The following is a 19,402-nucleotide window of genomic DNA, read 5'->3' as shown; positions in this document are numbered from 1 at the left end:
TTTCACCAACTCTTCTTATTACATTAATTATAGGGATTTTAGGAGCGTTGAACGTTCGAAAATTGTAATTAAAAAAAGGCTAGATTTTTGTTCTAGCCTTTTAATATTGACTTAGAAAATTATTGTCATTCTATAAATATTTACTCTTCGTACTTATATTGCTTTTATACTTGTGTGTCTTTGTGATTCTTGCCTTCTCGATTTCAGAAATAAAAGCTTCCATTAATTTAGTAGAGAATGGTCTTATAAAAAAACAAAGAAGATATAACCCAGTTTTTCAAAATTGCTTTAGCTAACTAATCAAATAATGCTTAAAATAATCACACTTACTTCATTTAACTATTAACTATAATTTGATTAAATTTATAGACTAACCAACCATAAAAAAAATGAAGACGCTTTCCCGCACTTTGTGCACATTTATTCTTACACTTTTAATAACTTTTACAACCTCTGCCCAAGAGAAAGATTCTAAAACCAATCCTTTTGATGGTCTAGAACTTCGAAGCATTGGCCCTGCCTTTATGAGCGGTCGTATTGCAGATATTGCGATTCATCCACAAAATGAAAGCATTTGGTATGTTGCAGTAGGCTCTGGTGGTGTATGGAAAACCATAAATTCTGGTACCACATGGACACCATTATTCGATAAAGAAGCCTCCTACTCTATCGGAACCGTTTCTATAGACCCAAATCGACCAGAAATCATTTGGGTTGGTACTGGTGAAGATGTTGGTGGACGCCATGTCGGTTTTGGTGATGGTGTCTATCGCAGTGATAATGGAGGGCAAACATGGACAAATATGGGTCTAAAAGAGACGCAGCATATTTCGAGAGTTATTGTACATCCAGAAAACAGTAATGTCGTTTGGGTAACTGCACAAGGTCCACTCTGGAATAAAGGTGGTCAGCGCGGTTTATACAAAACTACAGATGGTGGTAAAACATGGAAGAAAACACTTGGTGATGATGCTTGGACAGGTGTCACTGAGTTAGTGTACGACCCAACAAATCCTAGCCGTATGTATGCTGCCACATGGCAACGTCATAGAACTGTTGCAGCTTATATAGGCAATGGTCCTGGTACAGCCTTATACCGCAGTGATGATGCTGGTGATACTTGGGAAAAATTGACTAAAGGTCTACCTAAAACGTCAATGGGCAAAACTGGTTTAGCGATTTCACCTCATAATCCAAATGTATTATATGTAGCTATTGAGTTAGATCGCAGAAAAGGTGGTGTGTATCGCAGTGATGATGGTGGAAGTTCTTGGTCTAAACAATCTAATACAATTACTGGTGGAACTGGCCCACACTACTACCAAGAATTATATGCATCACCACACCAAAAAGATCGCTTATATCTTATGGATAATACGATGCAAATTTCTGAAGATGGTGGAAAAACCTTCTACAGAATGAACAGAAAAAATAAACACGGTGATAATCATGCCATAGCATTTAGAAAACATGATCCTAATTATTTACTTGTGGGAACAGATGGTGGATTATATGAATCTTTTGATTTAACAAAAACTTGGAAATATATTGAGAACTTACCTGTAACTCAGTTTTACAAATTAGCTGTTGATGATGCAGAGCCATTTTATAATATCTATGGTGGAACTCAAGATAATAGTACAGAAGGAGGACCATCACGTACAGATAATCTTCATGGAATTCAGAATAGTGATTGGTCTGTGATTCTTAATTGGGATGGCCATCAACCAGCTACGGAACCTGGAAATCCGAATATTGTATATGCAGAACGACAAGAAGGTACTTTGTCGCGTTTAGATATGAAAACTGGCGAAGCTGTAGATATACAACCACAACCAGCTGAAGGTGACGCTATTCAACGTTTTAATTGGGATGCACCAATTTTAGTAAGTCCACATCAACCGTCTACAATTTTCTTTGCATCACAACGTGTTTGGAAATCTGAAAATCGAGGTGATTCTTGGACACCAATTTCTGAAGACTTAACCAAAAATGAAGAGCGTATTACATTACCTATAATGGGCAAACAACAATCTTGGGATAATGCTTGGGATGTATATGCCATGTCTAATTATAATACCATCACATCACTTTCTGAATCACCTAAGCAAGAAGGTCTTCTTTATGTTGGTACTGATGATGGTTTAATTAATGTGACAGAAAATGGTGGAACTGACTGGCGACAAATTAATGTCAATCAATTACCTGGTGTACCATCTACCGCTTTTGTGAATGACATTAAAGCAGATTTACATGATGCCAATACTGTTTATGTGGCTTTGGATAATCATAAGTATGGTGATTTTAAGCCTTATTTATACAAGAGTACTAATAAAGGAAAATCTTGGGAGTCTTTAACGAAATCCATCCCTGCGAATCATTTGGTATGGAGAATAGTACAAGATCATGTCTCACCTAACCTCTTATTTATAGGTACTGAATTTGGATTGTTCTTTTCAGTTAATGGTGGAAAGCAATGGACGGCTTTAAAAGGAAATGTACCTACGATTTCGTTTAGAGATTTAGCCATACAAAAACGTGAAAACGATTTGGTAACAGCATCTTTTGGTCGTGGGTTTTATATACTCGATGATTATTCTGCTTTAAGAGAAGCATCTCAAGAAAATTTAAATGCAAAAGCAAAGTTATTTCCTGTGCGTGATGCTTGGTGGTATATACAACGCTCTCAATTAAGTTTTGAAGCCAATAAAGGAAGTCAAGGTGATTCTCATTTTGTAGCTCCTAATCCAGACTTTGGTGCTGTATTTACGCATTATCTTAAAAAAGCACCAGAATTGCAAAAAGATTTACGCACAGCAAAAGAAAAGAACCTTAAAGGCCAGGACATTCCTTTCTCTGGATGGGAAGCCGTAGAAAATGAAAAGCTAGAGGAAAAACCGCATTTAGTTTTTGTAATTAAGAACCAAGCTGGTGATGTCGTTCGAAATATCTTTAAAGAGGCTAAATCTGGAGTTAATAGAACAGCTTGGGATTTGCGATATCCTAGTCCGAATCCTATTGCATTAGGGGAGACAAAAGGGGCAAATGATAACGATGGGCCAAAAGGAATGTTAGCACCTCCAGGAACTTATAGCGTTACCATGTATTTATCTAATAACGGTAGTGTAAAACAATTAGATGCACCTGTAGAATTTAATGTAAAACCACTTTATAAAAGCACACTTGAAGGATCTTCAATGGAAGTTGCATCAGATTTTTGGCGTAGTTTTGAAGCTGCATCTCGTACATCATTTATGGTTGATAAATCTATAATTAAAGCTGAGAAAAAGACGAGGGTATTGCACAAAGCGTTAATGAATAGTTCAGCTAATACTGAAGATGGTTTGAAGGAATTAAAAGGGATAAGTGATCAAATCAATACTTTAAAATCAGATTACTATGGCAATCAGGCTAAATCAGAAATCGGTGAAAAAAATCCACCATCAGTTAGCGATAAGATGTTTACTATTTATTTAAGTTTAGAACGCTCTACTTATGGACCAACAGATACAAACAAAAAACAAATGCAGATTGTAAATTCAATGCTTACAAAAGCTGAAAACGAATTGAAAGCCATTAAGAATTCCATAGACAAATTTGAAGCCCTATTAAAAGTTTCTGGTGCTCCTTATATTGACGATTAAATTAAAATGATATTATGACAGTAAGGGCTGCTTATATTGAAGCCTTTTCATTTAACAATAAGGCATATTTATTTAAATAAAAGTAGAATTTAGTTCTTGTTTACAGATCCTTAGTATTGCGTAAAATTTTAACAACACGACTGTGAGTAATTTGCAATAAATTCCATTGGTAGCCTTCAAAATCTGTGGTATTCATAAACTGAATTACAACGGCATCAATATCTTTATGATATTCTGCCATACTTTGATATCCGGGAATCAGCCCACCATGGTTAAATTCATAGATAGACCCATAGATTTCCATTTCACTGTCATTAAGCAACGAACCGTCATTTAGAGCTCTTAAAAAGATACCAACATCTTTTGCTGTTGCAATCATAGAGCCATAGTCTGTTGTTTTTATGTCTTCTTCTACTCCAACATAATAGCCACTCATTAAATCATCCAAGTTAACATCTTTGAGTGAGCCATATGTATTTTTAAGTCCAAGTGGCTTTAATATTACGGCTTCTATAAACTGAAAATGACTTTGACCTGTAACTTTCTCAATAAGCATAGAAAGTAACAAATAGTTCGTATTGCAATATTCATAGCCTTCATTAGGTTTGAAATTTGCTGGTAAATCAAGTATCAAATCTAGAGCCGCATCCATAGATCGTTTAGGTTCATTCCAAAAATTCGGTGTATTTGTAAAATTTGGTATACCACTTCTATGCTGAACTAGATGTCTCAAGGTGATACTTTCGGCATATTCTACTCTACCTTTTAAATCCGGAAAGTATTCTGCAAGTGTTTTATCTAGTGACAGACGTTTGTCATTGATTAATTGAGTAATCGCTACAGCATGATATAACTTGCTTATACTTGCAATTTTGAATAATGCCCTTGGTTTAGCAGGTGTTTTCTGTTTTTTATTATGATATCCAGCTGCATACAATGCTGGTGATTTACCAGCTACGTCTACATATACTATGACACCATCAAAGCCATGACTTAAGGTTTGATTTACCTGTTCTTGTACAGTATCTGGTAATGGTATTATCCATGCCTTTACTAAAATCCATGGTACAAAGTATAGGGAAATAAAAGTCCCGACAAGTAATACGATTCTAAAAATTCTCTTAATCTTACTTGTCTTTTGTTTAGTGTGTTCCATAAACCTATACATCTGATTTTGATTGATACAGCAAATGTATTCTATAAAACATTATAATTAGATTCTGAAATACTGAATTGTAACATTATATGGATGAATTGACTTTCTGAAAGAATTAATATGATATACACTATTCTCTTTTTGAAAATCACTAAATATTTGTATTTATATTTTTTCAAAATTTGAGGTTGGGTAAATCTATTTCATAAACGTATTAAGAGTAAGGCCTAATAATTTCTGGCCCTTTCAATTAAGCATAGCTATAAAAACTGTTTTATGAAAAAGTATATTAAACCCATTTACGTCTTAGTAATATTAATTTTAACTTCATGTAGTGAGGATGACTATAGTGATGTTAGTGTTGATGATGACCAAGCCATCAGTACAATAGACTATCCTGATTTAAGTCTCCCAGCAACACCTTTCAATTATGCTAATATTAATTTGCCCGATTCCTTTCTCAATAATGACGTACAGAATGAAGACAATACACCAAATAACAATCCTATTACGGATAATGGCGCAACACTTGGTAGAGTATTGTTTTATGATAAAAAATTGTCATTAAACAACACAATTTCATGTGCTTCTTGTCATATTCAAGAGAATGGGTTTTCTGATCCAAACCAGTTTAGTTTAGGTTTTGAAGGAGGTCTAACAGGAAGAAACTCAATGGGATTATCAAATGCTAGATTTTACGAAAATGGTCGCTTTTTTTGGGATGAAAGAGCTGCTACTCTAGAAGACCAAACCTTAATGCCAATTCAAGATTTAGTTGAAATGGGAATGACTTTAGAGGAATTAGAAACAAAATTAGCTCAGGAAGGCTATTATACAATTTTATTTGAAAATGCATTTGGTGATGAAAGCATTACTAGTGAGAGAATAGCTTTTGCTATCTCTCAATTTATACGTTCAATGGTATCTTTTGAATCTAAATTTGACGAAGGCTTAGATCAAGCCCAAAATAGTAATAATAATTTCCCAAATTTCACTGCATCAGAAAACAGAGGAAAACAACTTTTTATGAGTAACCAAACCAGGTGTTTCGACTGCCATGCAACTGTTGCATTTGTAGGTGATAACGCAAGAAATATTGGTTTAGATGTCGTAATAAGTGATCCTGGTATTGGTGGTATAACGAACAATAATAATGACTTGGGGGAATTTAAAGTCCCGTCGTTGAGAAATATTGGTCTAACAGCACCATAAATGCATAATGGCAGATTTGCAACGTTAGAAGAAGTTATAGAGCATTATAATAATGGTGTACAAAATAATCCGAATTTAGATAATAGATTACTTCAAGGAAACAATATTCGTCGTTTAAATTTATCTGATGCAGACATACAAGCTCTAGTAGATTTTCTAAATACTTTAACTGATCAGGAATTCATAACTGATGAAAAATATGCTAACCCATTTAACAACTAAAAAATTGAATTATGAATAGTCTCCCATTGTTCTTTATAAAATGAAATTGCTCTGACAATTTATTTTATATTTACTAATAATTAATTAGAAAATAATGAGCGAGTCTTTTTCTGTTTGCGATGAAGAGGTCTATAATAACTTATATAAATCACATGCCGAAAGTTTAAGAAATCATCTGTATTATAAATTTGGTGATTTAAATCAAGCAGAAGATGTTGTACAAGATGCTTTTATTAAACTCTGGGCAAAATGCAGAAGCGTAGTTTATGAAAAAGCTGTTGGCTTTTTATATACTATAGCTAAAAACTTGTTTATTGATAAGATACGATCTAAAAAAGTGGCATTGAAATTTGAGAAAAATACACTTAGTATACATGACCATGAAGATCCTTATTTTCATTTAAGAACCAAATAGTTTAAACAACAATTAGAAGCTACTATTTCTGATTTACCAGAAAAACAACGTGAAGCTTTTTTAATAAATAGAATCGAAAAACTAACATATAAAGAGATTGCAATTAAGTTAGAAATCAGTCAAACTGCTGTAGAAAAATATATTGCAAAAGCCTTGATAAAGCATAAAGAACTCACAGAATTACAAAAACGTGCCATTTAGGATTGGATAAATTAAATGCTTAAACGTATAGAAAGTGTATTAAAAAGTAGGTAAACGTGGACAATGATTTTCTTAAAGATAATTTTATAACGAGATGGCTCGATAATCGTTTAGATGATGATGAACAAGAAGCATTAAAAGAGTCTGGAGAATTAGATAATTTAAAAGTTGTTATTGATGAAATTGATACTTGGAAAGTTAAAAAATTTGATATTGACGCTGGCCTAGAAAATCTTAAAAAATAAAGAAAACTAAATATTTCATCGCATGAGTCTCAGCAAAAACAAAACAGTAGTAGACTACGTTGGCTAAGTATTGCAGCTAGCGCACTCATTTTAATAACTGCTGGCTACTTTTCTTGGAATGCTTTCTCTAACTCAACTACTACAATTTCTACCCAAATTGCCGAGAATAAATCCTTTGAACTACCAGATGGGTCAGAAATTAAATTAGATGCGCTTTCTGAAATATCTTATATCGAAAAAGATTGGGGAAATAATAGAACATTACAACTCAACGGACAAGCATTTTTTGATGTGACAAAAGGCAATACTTTTAAAGTTATTACAAATAGAGGCAGTATAACAGTACTAGGCACTCAATTTAATGTAAATGCTACCGATTCAAAATTTGAAGTAAACTGTTATGAAGGTAAAGTAGCTGTTAACTATAATGAAGATGAAGAAATACTAATAAAAGGGCAATCAAATTCTGCAAAAAACAATAAATTATTTGGCAACAATCACACAACTAATGTCCTAAATTGGCTAAATGGTTATACCAAATACAATAAAGTAGAATTATCTGAAGTTATTAAGGATTTACAGAAATATTACAAGATCAATATTACTCTACCAAATAAATATAAAAAACAACAGTTTACAGGTAACCTAACACATAACGATTTTAACTTGGCTTTAGAAAAATTATTTACATCTATGGAGATTAAATATAATGTAGACAAGAACAATACTGTAATTATTGAATGATATATGGCCAAAAGGTTATTCTCATACAAAGTAATAATTTGTGTTATAGGTTGGTTATGCATTATTAATACAAGTATTGCTCAAACCAAATCTGGCTTAAGACTTTCCGATAAGCTTGCACAATTAGAACATATTTACGAGGTTAGTTTTTCTTATAATCATACTTTTTTTGACAATCTTTTTTTAGAGGAAGATTTTGAGTGCTCATCAATTGCTGAGAGTATTACAAAAATTGAAAACTTAATTCCTTTGAAATTTAGTGCAAATACCACAAATAATTACGTGATTGTACCAATACGAAAAACTATAACATTTAACATTATTGATATTGAAACAAATGAAAATGTTAACTCTATAACTTATAACATTAATCGGCAAAAGAATGAAAACTTGTATCCTGAAGAAGATGTTTTTAAAATAGAATCCGTTTTTCCTTTAGACACTATTTATTTTCAATTATATTTTTATAAAACGGAAGGAATACAGGCTAAAGATTTATTGAAAACCAAAATCCTGAAACTTTATAAAAATTCGTTTCACTTAAACGAAATTGTTTTAAGTAGTTATCTAACAAAAGGTGTCGATGCAAAAATTAGTGATCACAGTTTACAAATAAACACACAATCATTAAACTTACTAGCGGGTGAGACTGATGGTGATGTATTTGCAGTTTTGAACAATATACCTAGGATCCACTCACCTAGTGGTAAATCGGGTAACCTAAATTTTAGAGGTAATACTTACGATCAGAATCTAATACAGATAGATGACATTCCAATATACCATTCTGGTCATTTTTTAGGTGCAATTTCACCCTATAACACTTCAGTTATAACCCATATCGAAGTCCAACGTAATATGCTACCTGCAAAATTTGGTGGTCGTGTTGGTGGTCTTATTGATATGACAACAAGTACAAAAATACCTGATAGCACTAAATACGATGTTGCCATAAATACCTTATTTGCTGGTGCTACTATTAAAACCAAGCTTATTGAGGACAAACTGGCTTTTACAGCAGCTTTCAGAACAAGTTACCCGAGTTTTAGTTCACCGAAATTAGAAGCTATATCAACACTCATATTTCAAGGAAGTCGATTAGAACCTATTGCTGAAAATATTAACTCTGATTCTAACTTTAGTTTTGGTTTTACGGATATGAATGGTAAGTTGAATTATAAAATTGATGACAATAATTCAGTTTCATTAAGTTTTATAAATATTCAGAACAATTTATCTGCTAAAATTCAAAATATTAACAACGATGAAGTTGACTTTAGAGATTTAGAACTTGATAATTGGGGAATTACAGGCAAATGGAAGGCAAGGTTTTCTGAGAAGTTTACAACCGAATTACGAATTAGTAAATCTAATATGAGCCTTTTGAGTGTAAGTGAAGGATTTATAATGGATCAACGTACGCGACAAGAAACTTTTGATAATACCATTTCTGACACACGTTTAATTACTGAAGCATTATATGAGGTTAACCCAAGTATAATACTTGAGGCTGGTTATACCTTAACAGATCATCAATTAACAAGTAATGAAATTCAGGAACAGAATAATATAGATTCTAAACGCACACAAAGTGCATCAGTACACTCTACATACCTATCCTTACAAAAAAACTGGAATGACAGGCTTATTTTTTACTTAGGGATTCATAATAATTACTACTCCCCTTTTAAAAAAACATACATTAACCCTAGATTATCAGCTAGTTATGCAATAAATAATACATTGTATTTTAAATCTTCATTCGGAACTGCAAATCAATTTATTCAGAAGAAGTTTTCAAATGATTTTGACGATTTTAATATTACCAATCAATTATGGTATTTGCCTAATAAAGATATTGCTGTACAAAAAGGAATACAATCAATGCTAGATGGTGTTTTTACTATATCTAAATGGCTTATCGATTTAGAATTGTTTCTTAAAAAGACTGATAATGTAACTAACAAAGCAGATGATGTTTTAGGAAGTATTTATAGTATTGGGACTAACATTTTTATTAAAAAACAATGGAATAGATTAGAAACTTGGATAAGTTATGCATTAAGTAAAACTGAAACAGATTTTAACAACAAAAAAACTGATGCCTTTTATAATCAAAGACATGTTATTAATTTAACAGGCTTACTGAACCTAAATAAATGGAAATTTGCAATGTCTTGGGGCTACTTTTCTGGTATGCCTGTTATATTCTCACAACAGACTGATAATACTAACTTTAACTCTAGACCAAATGAACGTTTTGATGCCCTGCATCAATTAGATTTTCCTGTTCATACACAATTAAAAGCGCTAAAAACGATGCGAAAACTGTTATCGGTTTATCCATACTTAATTTATACAATCAAGATAATACTATTAATGCTTTTCAAAATAATTCGTTAAGTACCTTCAGGAAGTCAAGTGAATTTTCTCCAAATCTTCAACTTAATTTCTTTTTTTAAAACAGGTTCAAGAATCTTATATTGAACATCTTAGATTGTATTTTAATTCTTAAAATCGCATCCATTTTTATTAATTACATTTTTTTTATTAAAGGGGTTGGGTAAAAATCCAATGCCAACGTATTACATATAAATAAACGAATCATAATTCTGTAAACATTAGTATAGAGTTTAAAGATTATGAATAAAAACGAATTTATATTGATAATACAACTACACTTTTCAAGATTACTTTTTGGCCAAAGAAAAAGAAAAGACTTCAATTAATTATTAACACTGAAGCTAGATGTTATTGTGTATCGAATTTCTAAAACATTCAACATTATGAAATCAATAAACTTAAAACCCATATTAATTTTTTCAATTCTAATAATCACATTCCAATCCTGTTCTAATGACGATAGTTTTACGGATAATTCAGACAGTTCAGAGGATTTTGATGAAACAATAGTAGTAACAAACAGCACCACACAACTTATTGCAGAATGGGGACAACTTTGGTTAACACTAGACCAATATACGGTTGGTATGAGACCAAATACAGTAACAAGATCTTTAGCATACATTCATTTAACAGGCTTCGAAACAGCTATACCTTTTATGGATAACTATACGACAAACACACAACGATTAAATGGTTTTAATATAAATACAAATGTATATGACGATGATGTTAATTTAGACCTTGCATTAAATACGACCTATGCTATAGCAATTGACCATTTTATGCATAGTCTTGAACCCGGAATAAGACAAAACATTTCTACGTTTCAGAATGAAAAAGAAGTTTCCTTAATAGAAGGGCTTTCGGAAACTGAAATTGAAAACTCAGAACGTTGGGGAAGACATGTCGCCCAACGTGTAATCAGCTATAGTCAAAGCGATAGAGATGCAGAAGAACAAATTGTAGATCAAAAACCGAATAGTTATGTTGCGCCAGTAGGTACTGGATTATGGTCTGCAAATGTAGGTGAAGATGCATGGTTCCCGTATTGGAGAGAAATTAGAACATTTGCTATTACACCTGAAAAAACTAGTAGTATTGACTTTGATTCGGCTTTACAGTATAGTACTGATACTTCAAGTGAATATTATAATCAGATGAATAAAGTTTACCAAATCAATGGTGCAGCAGCAAATGGTAACGAAGATTTATGGATAGCTGAGTTTTGGGCTGATGACGTAGAAGGTTTAATGATAAGTCCACCGGGAAGACAATATTCTATTACTAATCAATTAATTGAGCAATACGATTTAGATTATGATAAAGCGTTAGAGCTTTTACTAAGATTAGGATTTGCATTGAATGATGCTGCAGTTTCTGCTTGGGATGATAAATACACTTATAATAAAGAACGTCCAAGCAACTATATTACTGAGTATATTGACGCTGATTTACGACAAACTTATCTAGGTTTATTGATGGCGTTAATCCTGCCTTTCCAAGTTATCCATCTGGTCATGCTACATTTGCTGGTGTGTCTGCAGGTGTATTTATATCATTTTTTGAGACCGATAATATAGATTTTACAGATAACACGTATAGTAATTTTGGAACTACAACATTTAACAGTACACCACGTAGTTTCAGCTCATTTACTGAAATGGCTCAAGAAAATGCATATTCTCGTGTACCGTTAGGCGTGCATATTGAAGAAGATGCTATTGAAGGCTTAAGATTAGGTTATGAAATTTCTAATGCCATTAATGATCTTAATTTACAAGGGAACAGTTTTTAACTAATTCTTAAAGTAAAAAAGCCAACTCATACGAGTTGGCTACTTTCATTGTTAAGTTTGCGGTTCTTAGCAATATTCTATTTTGTCTTAGTAGTATTTGAAGCTAAGACTATATCTTTTTGTGCTACTAAAATCTCTTCTTCTTTTTTAAGTTTCAAAATTCTAGAAGTATCACTTTTCTTTGAAATTCTTTTACGACAACGCTTAGTTAATAAAGGATCATTATCGAATAAGAATGTTTCTAATTTATATTCTTGATGTGAAGCTTCTTTTATAAGAGGAAATATTTGTTGTAATTGATTATATCGTCTATCATTTCCTGGTACAAACGTATAAAATGTAAACCTACCATCAGCGTCAGTCTTTACCCAACTTCTGTGTAAGACATAACGGCTGTCACCTTCGTTTCTTAATTCAAAATCACCATCCTCATTTGGTTGTTCTATAAATAAAATAACATCTTTAGCTGGTGTTATACCATCACTTTGGTATATAGTTCCAGTTAGTTTTAACTTATTAGTTTTAGATCTGTAGTCAGGAATAGTATCAGTGTTTGTTAACTGATGCTCTGCACGATCATAAATAGGACTTTGATTTACTTGTGCATTTAAAGGATGAATAGCACTGTAAAAATAGATAAGAAAGAATAATGTGGATAGATTTTTCATAGGTTAAAGTATTTTGGGCTTAACAAAAATCTAAGTTTTATAACCTAAATCATAAAAAAAGATGCGAACACCTTTTTTTATAGTTAAAATGAATGATAATGTAAATATTATCGTTGAAATACATATAATATCAATCTTAGAAAGATATTTAATTAAAAGCATTAAAAATTAGAATCTTGAAAGGCTTAATTTTAAAGAATATAAAGTTTAGTTTAAATTATATATCTGAAGATAAAAGTTGTACTAATAATGGCATGCCCATTAAGCTAAAAAAAGGTTGATTATTGAGTAACATAGTTTGGCTGAATAGTTATAATTTCTATGAAATATTTAGATTTTATTGTATAGATTTATAATAGAATTATGTTAAAATTTCATTATGTATTTCATCGATTAAATATGCTTTTAATCCAGTATTATCACAGTTTATCCATGATAAATGCACTTAAAGTGTTAAAATTATTTTTCTAAAAAAGCAATATTTTAATTGTTTTATACAATAATTTGTCTAGATTTGTTACAATTAGATTAATTAAATAACGTGAACATGAAGACCAAATTTGCCCTATTTTCGGCTATGTTTTTAATAACAATAAGCATGAGTTTTGCTCAGAAAAAAGGAGAATCTCAAAGTATAATTAGTGGTAAAGTAAATATCGCTAAATACCATAATAGATCAACTTTAGAAAAAATGCCTAAAGGAGAGCTACTTGTTTTATATATAGAGCGTATAGAAGTTATAGTAAATATTCTGCCAAATATAGCTTTTGCAACTAAGCCTGGAGTGACAATGGAATCTCTGGGAATACCTGAAACAAAAGATAATAAAAAAGCTTTAGAAGAGAATATTGAAGCTTCAGATAATTATTTTGACAGTACAATAGAATTTCAAAAGAAAATATTGCCCTATTCCGATACTACGGATTTAATTGCGGCTATTTTGTTTTATGAATCAACATTGAAATCCTTGCATACTTACGAAGATTTCAAAAAAGATTAATTAGTTGTTTATATAGTTTTGTTTTGAAAAACCCTGGTCACATTCTGATCAAGGTTTTTTTTATTCATCTAAATTTTAAGAACCTCTTAATTTGTAGTTAGAAATAAGTGAGTTCTAAATACTACTAAGTTTAGTTAATTTGGTAAGAAAAGTACTAAACAATTAATAAATATGTGCATTACGTCGATAATATTTGTATTTCGTAGGTAAAGTCCTTATGTTTGAATTTATATAGTTAAAACGTAAATAATCTAAACAAAGAATACAACGGCTATGAAAAAATTTACTACAACCGCGCTCATATTTCTTTTGCTTATAAGCAATTCATTTGCCCAGCAAGAAAAAGGAATCATTGGCTATGACAATTGGCTTAATACTTGGACAGATTTTAAACCAAACAAAAAAGATTATAACCAACCGACTCAAATATTAAGTGGTAATATTTCTCAAAATACCAAACTAACAAAAAGTAATATTTATCTTTTACTAGGAGATGTGTTCGTTACAAATAACTCAACACTAACAATAGAGCCGGGAACTATAATATTTGGTGATTTTAAAACTAAAGGATCACTTACTATTAGCAGAGGCTGTAAAATAATTGCAGAAGGGACTAAAACAGATCCCATAGTTTTTACATCTAACAAAAGCGATAAGAAACCCGGAGATTGGGGTGGGCTATTTATTCTAGGCGGAGCACCAACTAACCTATTCGGAAATAAAGCAGCTATCGATTATGGTTTACGTCCATCATCATTTGAAAGTATCAGCTATGGTGGAGATAATGCAGATGATAGTTCTGGCATTTTAAAATTTGTAAGAATTGAATATGCTGGTAAGAAGACAAGAGAATATGGCAACTTCAATGGATTAACAATAGCAGGAATAGGTCTCAACACTGTTCTAGACAATATTATGGTAAGCTATTGTCAAGGAAACTCTTTTAATATTCTTGGAGGTGACCTAGTTATGACAAAAATGGTTTCCTATAGATCTAATGAAAATGATTATGAGTTTAATCATGGTACACAATGTAATATAGTTAACTCACTAGCAATTAGATCACCTTATGTGTCTAGTGCTGATGGCTCAAGATGTTTATATGTTTCTTCATTTGATAATTTAGAAAATGTAAACTCTATAAAAAAATCAACTTATGTAAATGCTGAAAACCTAACTTTAGTTAATGTTTCAGATGATTTAGAATCTGATGTTAAAGTAGGTCTAGTTCAAGAAGCTATTTATATAGGTGAAGACGCTGCGTTTTCAATTGACAAAAGTGTGATTTCTGGATTTAATCCCGCAGTAATATTGGATGACAAGATTAAAATTAATGGACCAAATCTAGAAAAAATAACTTTCACTAGAACATATTTTAATAATTGTGAGGGAAATATTTTTAGAGAAGGATATACCAATAATGACGATTTAGAGAGTTGGTATGGCAGCAGAGCATTTGATAATCTATACTCCAAAGGTCCAGATTATGAAACATTTATAGAATCGGACAATAAATCATACCCAGATTTTAGATTAAGAGTGAATAAAATTATTGCATCTAACGATTTATTTGATGACGATGATGACGATTAAAAGCCCAAATTTACCATAATATTATCTATATTATAAGTATTACACCTAACTAAACGTACTTATGAAATAGATAGTTTTAATAATACCTACATGCATAAACCTACTATTGTAAAACTATATATTTACCTGTTCTTATTTGCTTTTGTTCTTCAAGGGCATATAAATGCTCAAATAGTTATTGGTACACCAAACCTTGAATTTAGTCAGGCTTGTGCTAGTGCATCGTTTAATACTTTTAGTGCAACATTTATATTTTCACCAGAATCTGAATTAAATTCTACTAATCAGTTTAGTATAGAATTATCAAATGCTGTCGGTGATTTCTCTGAGCCAACTGTAGTTTATACATCTGCTGCTGGGTCTGTAACCGAGTCTCCTGCAACCTTATCTTTCTCATTACCTGAAACTACAGGTGGTGAAAATTATAAAATTAGAATAAAAAGTAGCTCTCCTGTTGCTACAAGTACTCCATCTGCTGATTTTGCAGCTTATTATAAATTACAAGATTCACCTTTTACTATTAATAATTTAGTATCAACTGGTGCTTTTTGTACTGGTGGAAGTTATTTACTTGCCATTGACAATCCAGGATCTGGATCAAATGATTCACCACTACTCTATCCTAGTTTAACATATAATTGGTATAAAGAAACAAGTGCAACAACATCTGTTTTTGTAGCAGAAGGTTCCACTTTATCTGTAAGTGTTGAAGGCACATATTTTGTAGAAACAAATTATGGCTCTTGTACTTCAGATTCATTTTCTAATCGTGTTACTATATCAGAAGCTACCTCTGGTGAAGCGGATATTACAATTGCATCGAGTTTGGGTAATCCGTATTGTCCAGAGCAAGGAATGACAACATTAAGTACTATTGGCGGTAATAATTATATATGGTTTAAAGATGGCATCATTATACCTGAAGCTACTGGGCAAATGTATCAAACTGATGAATCAGGTACATTTTCTGTTCAAGTAGATCTTGGAGATTGTTCAGCTTCTGGCTCGATAGATCTGGTAAGCGAATTATTTGATAGTTCTATAAATGTAGATGACATTAATACTATAGAATCTGGAGAAAGCATAATGGTTACAGTTACAACATCTGCTACAAGTCCTGAATTTGAATGGTACTATAATAACACATTAATTTCTAGTGAAACTACAGATTCATATGAGGTTTCTGAGTTTGGTGACTATAAAGTTGTAATTACTGAAACATCTGGGTGCGTGGCTTCAAAAGCATATGAATTTGTGTTAGAAGAACAACAAGATCCTTTTCCTGATGTTCCAAAAATCCCAAATGTTATTAGTCCAAATGGTGACGGCATAAACGACACTTGGGTAATTCCACAACAATATACAATGGGAACAAATACAGAAGTTCAGATTTTAAATGATCGTGGAAAAGTGGTATTTCAAACCATAAATTATCTAAACAATTGGCCAGAAAACCAATTAGAACTTACAAGTATTAATACACTATACTATTATATCATAACAACCCAAGACCTTGAAACAAAACAAGGCTCTATAACTATAGTGAAATAATATGAAAAGATATCTTTTGACCATATTAGTTATATGCTGCGCTTTGCAGATGGTCTTCCCTCAAGAAGATGATGGTATTGTAGCCTTAGATTTACCAATAAGAAATTCTTTAGTATTTAATCGCTATGCTATTAATCCTACGTTTAGTTTTGTTAGAGAACAACATAAATATTTAAGTATAAATAATAAAACTGAATGGAGGCAATTTGAAAATGCTCCTGAAACTTATTTGGCAAGTTATTCTGGTCGTTTTACTGAAAAAATTGGAGCTGGAATAGCTGTATTTCAACAAAATTATGGAGTATTAACCACATTTGGCGGGTTATTAAACTTCGCGTATAATGCAAAATTGAATACAGATAGCAACTTAACTTTTGGACTTAATGTTGGTGCCTATAAAAGTGGGGTTAACATGTCTAATGTTATTACAAATTTTGATGATCCTTCATTACAAAATGCACCATCAAACTTTTTACTTACTGTAAATCCTGGCATTAATTATGGTACAAAGTTTTTAGATTTTGGCGTCTCAATTAACAACTTAGTACTTTATAATTTCAAGTCTTCACTACTTATTGAAGATAATCCTAAGCAAGGCATACAAGCCCATGTAATGCATACAGGCTATTTTAATGGTCGTGGTTTTTTTGATGACGCAAAGTTTACTGCAATGTTGAAATCAGAATTTAGAAAAGATGAAACCATTATTTCTGGTTTAGCTATGCTAAATGTTCCTAAGGGCCTTTGGTTGCAAGTAGGTTATAACAATGTTTATGGAGTTTCTGTTGGTTTAGGATTAAACATAACAAAACAGATTGCATTAGAATACAATATTGAAAAATCTATTGGTGAATTAGTAGAATTCGGATCTTCTCATGAAATTACTTTAGCCTACAGATTTATTCCTAAGAAAACATATGACTATAGTGGAGATGAAAAAGTTAGTGGATTATTCACTAAAAAGAAGAACGCTGTAGTTGAAATGTCACAAGAAGAACTAGCAGGTATTAGAGAAAGAGCTGCAGAAAGAAGAGCGAAAGCTAAGTTAGATACAGAAGCTCAAAAACTTGCTAAAAAGGAAACTGAAGAAAAAGCAAGACTTAAAGAAGAACAAAGAGCTCAAAGAAAAACTGAGGCAGAAGCTAAGATAGAAGCTGAAAAAATGGCTAAGGAAAGAGCAGCAGAACGTGCAAAACTATTAATAGAGCAACGTGCTAAAGAAGCTGCAGAAGAAAAAGCCAAAGAAGAAGCAGAAGCTAAGGCAAAAGAATTAGCAGATCAAAAAGCTAAGGAAGAGGCTACTATTAGAGCTAAAGAATTAGCTGATCAAATTGCTAAAGAAGCTGCAGAAGCAAAAGCCAAGAAATTAGCAGACCAAAAAGCTAAGGAAGAAGCTGTACAAAGAGCTAAAGAACTAGCACAACAAAAAGCTGATGTGGAAGCAGAAGTCATAGCAAAAGAATTAGCGGATCAAAAAGCAAAAGAAGAGGCTGAAGCAATAGCCAAAGAGTTAGCACAACAAAAGGTTATAGAGGAAGCAGAAAATAAAGCAAAAGAAGAAGCTGCTCAAAGAGCTAAAGAATTGGCAGATGAGAAAGCTAAAGACGAATTAATTTCTAATCCAAAAGACGAACTTGGTAAAACTATGAAGGATATTGCCAAGTCAACTGAGGATTCTAAATTAGAACAAAATGATCTTTTAAAGAAATTTGATGAGATTGTTAATGTTAAAGACAAGGATCTTAAAGATTTAAAAGAAGAAAATGATTTAAGTGATCAAGGTATAACTGTTCAACCTAAACCTTTTAAAAGTGTTAAGGAAGAAAACAACAAACTAAATGCTATTAAATTAGACTTAGATAATGTTATCGTAGATCGCAATGATAAAATTGAGAAACTTCAGCGATTATATGATGAGCGATCAAAAGTTGTTGGTTTTACAGCTGATGAGGTTACGCTTTATTATAAAAAAGAGATTAAACGTTTACAATCGGAACAGTTAACAGCAATAGCAACAAAAACGAAATTAGAAACTCGTTTAGAATCTATTAAAGTAGCAACTGAATATGAGAAGAGAAGGCGAATTAAACGTGCAGCCTTTGATAATCAAGATGACAGATATGCCCAAGACAGATCAATGCTAAAAAATATTAAGAGAACAACAGCAATCAGTAATGAAGCTTTAAAATCATCAGACTTTAATTTTGGTGAAGATCAAGGAAATAATATTAAGATTTTAAAGAACATTAATAACGTAGAAAGCGGTTATTATTTAATAATAGCAGTTCATAGCGACGTTAACAAAAGAAATGAATTTGTAACTAAAGTCATCGCTTCTGGTAGAACAGATATGGATTTCTTCTACGATATTACTACAAGTAAATATTATATCTATTACGACAAGTTTAATAGTATTGAACAGGCTAATGAAGCCATGAAATCTAAAGGAAATAGACCGTATAACATAAAAATGTCCCTCGTGAAAATTGAAAATTAATATAAGTTAAGCACTTCTTTAAGCTTTTTACTGCCCTCGAAAAATTTAAAGAA

Annotated in this window: 15 protein-coding genes and 1 pseudogene; 14 read left to right on the top strand and 2 right to left on the bottom strand. The window is 31.8% G+C overall.

Annotated elements, in window-relative coordinates:
* The first annotated feature begins 389 nt into the window (after positions 1–389).
* Positions 390–3,644 (top strand): WD40/YVTN/BNR-like repeat-containing protein, encoded by a 3,255-nt coding sequence (locus tag WPG_RS15070; RefSeq protein ID WP_045474184.1) that lies wholly within the window; start codon positions 390–392, stop codon positions 3,642–3,644.
* 100 nt (positions 3,645–3,744) lie between these two features.
* On the opposite strand, the gene WPG_RS15065 is transcribed toward WPG_RS15070, so the two are convergent.
* Positions 3,745–4,800 (bottom strand): serine hydrolase domain-containing protein, encoded by a 1,056-nt coding sequence (locus WPG_RS15065; protein ID WP_045474182.1) that lies wholly within the window; start codon positions 4,798–4,800, stop codon positions 3,745–3,747.
* Positions 4,801–5,076: 276 nt separating this feature from the next.
* Here WPG_RS15065 and WPG_RS15060 point away from each other — a divergent pair, with 276 nt between their 5' ends.
* The 9 genes and pseudogenes from WPG_RS15060 (at position 5,077) to WPG_RS15030 (ending at position 12,040) form a co-directional block, all read left to right on the top strand.
* Positions 5,077–6,012 (top strand): cytochrome-c peroxidase, encoded by a 936-nt coding sequence (locus WPG_RS15060; RefSeq protein ID WP_197539925.1) that lies wholly within the window; start codon positions 5,077–5,079, stop codon positions 6,010–6,012.
* Entirely contained in the window at positions 6,013–6,234 is a 222-nt protein-coding gene (locus tag WPG_RS18440) for a hypothetical protein (RefSeq protein WP_197539924.1), read from the top strand.
* Positions 6,235–6,328: 94 nt separating this feature from the next.
* Positions 6,329–6,649, top strand: coding sequence for an RNA polymerase sigma factor (locus tag WPG_RS17620; RefSeq protein ID WP_052471297.1), 321 nt, complete (start codon positions 6,329–6,331; stop codon positions 6,647–6,649).
* A gap of 18 nt (positions 6,650–6,667) precedes the next feature.
* Positions 6,668–6,850: pseudogene (locus WPG_RS19020) on the top strand (sigma factor-like helix-turn-helix DNA-binding protein); the annotation flags it as partial.
* A 56-nt stretch (positions 6,851–6,906) separates the two neighbouring features.
* Complete coding sequence (locus WPG_RS15050) at positions 6,907–7,095, top strand: hypothetical protein (protein WP_045474180.1); 189 nt, start codon at positions 6,907–6,909, stop codon at positions 7,093–7,095.
* A gap of 12 nt (positions 7,096–7,107) precedes the next feature.
* The gene (locus tag WPG_RS18260; protein WP_171817209.1) at positions 7,108–7,839 is read left to right on the top strand and encodes a FecR family protein; all 732 of its coding nucleotides are present in this window, start codon (positions 7,108–7,110) and stop codon (positions 7,837–7,839) included.
* Positions 7,840–7,842: 3 nt separating this feature from the next.
* Entirely contained in the window at positions 7,843–10,242 is a 2,400-nt protein-coding gene (locus WPG_RS15040; RefSeq protein WP_045474178.1) for a TonB-dependent receptor plug domain-containing protein, read from the top strand.
* Positions 10,243–10,625: 383 nt separating this feature from the next.
* On the top strand, positions 10,626–11,825 hold the full coding sequence (locus WPG_RS15035; RefSeq protein ID WP_045474176.1) for a hypothetical protein: 1,200 nt from the start codon (positions 10,626–10,628) through the stop codon (positions 11,823–11,825).
* On the top strand, positions 11,780–12,040 hold the full coding sequence (locus tag WPG_RS15030) for a hypothetical protein (protein WP_045474174.1): 261 nt from the start codon (positions 11,780–11,782) through the stop codon (positions 12,038–12,040). The genes WPG_RS15035 and WPG_RS15030 overlap by 46 nt, the downstream gene beginning before the upstream one ends.
* 77 nt (positions 12,041–12,117) lie before the next feature.
* On the opposite strand, the gene WPG_RS15025 is transcribed toward WPG_RS15030, so the two are convergent.
* Positions 12,118–12,708, bottom strand: a complete 591-nt coding sequence (locus WPG_RS15025; protein ID WP_045474172.1) for a hypothetical protein — start codon at positions 12,706–12,708, stop codon at positions 12,118–12,120.
* Between the two features lie 547 nt (positions 12,709–13,255).
* Here WPG_RS15025 and WPG_RS15020 point away from each other — a divergent pair.
* The 4 genes from WPG_RS15020 to WPG_RS15005 all read left to right on the top strand — a co-directional run bounded on the left by WPG_RS15020 (position 13,256) and on the right by WPG_RS15005 (position 19,349).
* Complete coding sequence (locus tag WPG_RS15020) at positions 13,256–13,708, top strand: hypothetical protein (RefSeq protein ID WP_045474170.1); 453 nt, start codon at positions 13,256–13,258, stop codon at positions 13,706–13,708.
* Positions 13,709–13,981: 273 nt separating this feature from the next.
* Entirely contained in the window at positions 13,982–15,301 is a 1,320-nt protein-coding gene (locus WPG_RS15015) for a hypothetical protein (RefSeq protein ID WP_045474168.1), read from the top strand.
* 90 nt (positions 15,302–15,391) lie between these two features.
* Complete coding sequence (locus tag WPG_RS15010) at positions 15,392–16,852, top strand: gliding motility-associated C-terminal domain-containing protein (protein WP_045474166.1); 1,461 nt, start codon at positions 15,392–15,394, stop codon at positions 16,850–16,852.
* 1 nt (position 16,853) lies between these two features.
* Positions 16,854–19,349, top strand: coding sequence for a PorP/SprF family type IX secretion system membrane protein (locus WPG_RS15005; protein WP_084221600.1), 2,496 nt, complete (start codon positions 16,854–16,856; stop codon positions 19,347–19,349).
* Positions 19,350–19,402 lie beyond the last annotated feature (53 nt).

It is taken from the genome of Winogradskyella sp. PG-2, assembly GCF_000828715.1.
Lineage (GTDB): Bacteria > Bacteroidota > Bacteroidia > Flavobacteriales > Flavobacteriaceae > Winogradskyella.
Note: the sequence above shows the minus strand (reverse complement) of the source record. Positions and strands in the feature narration are given on the sequence as shown.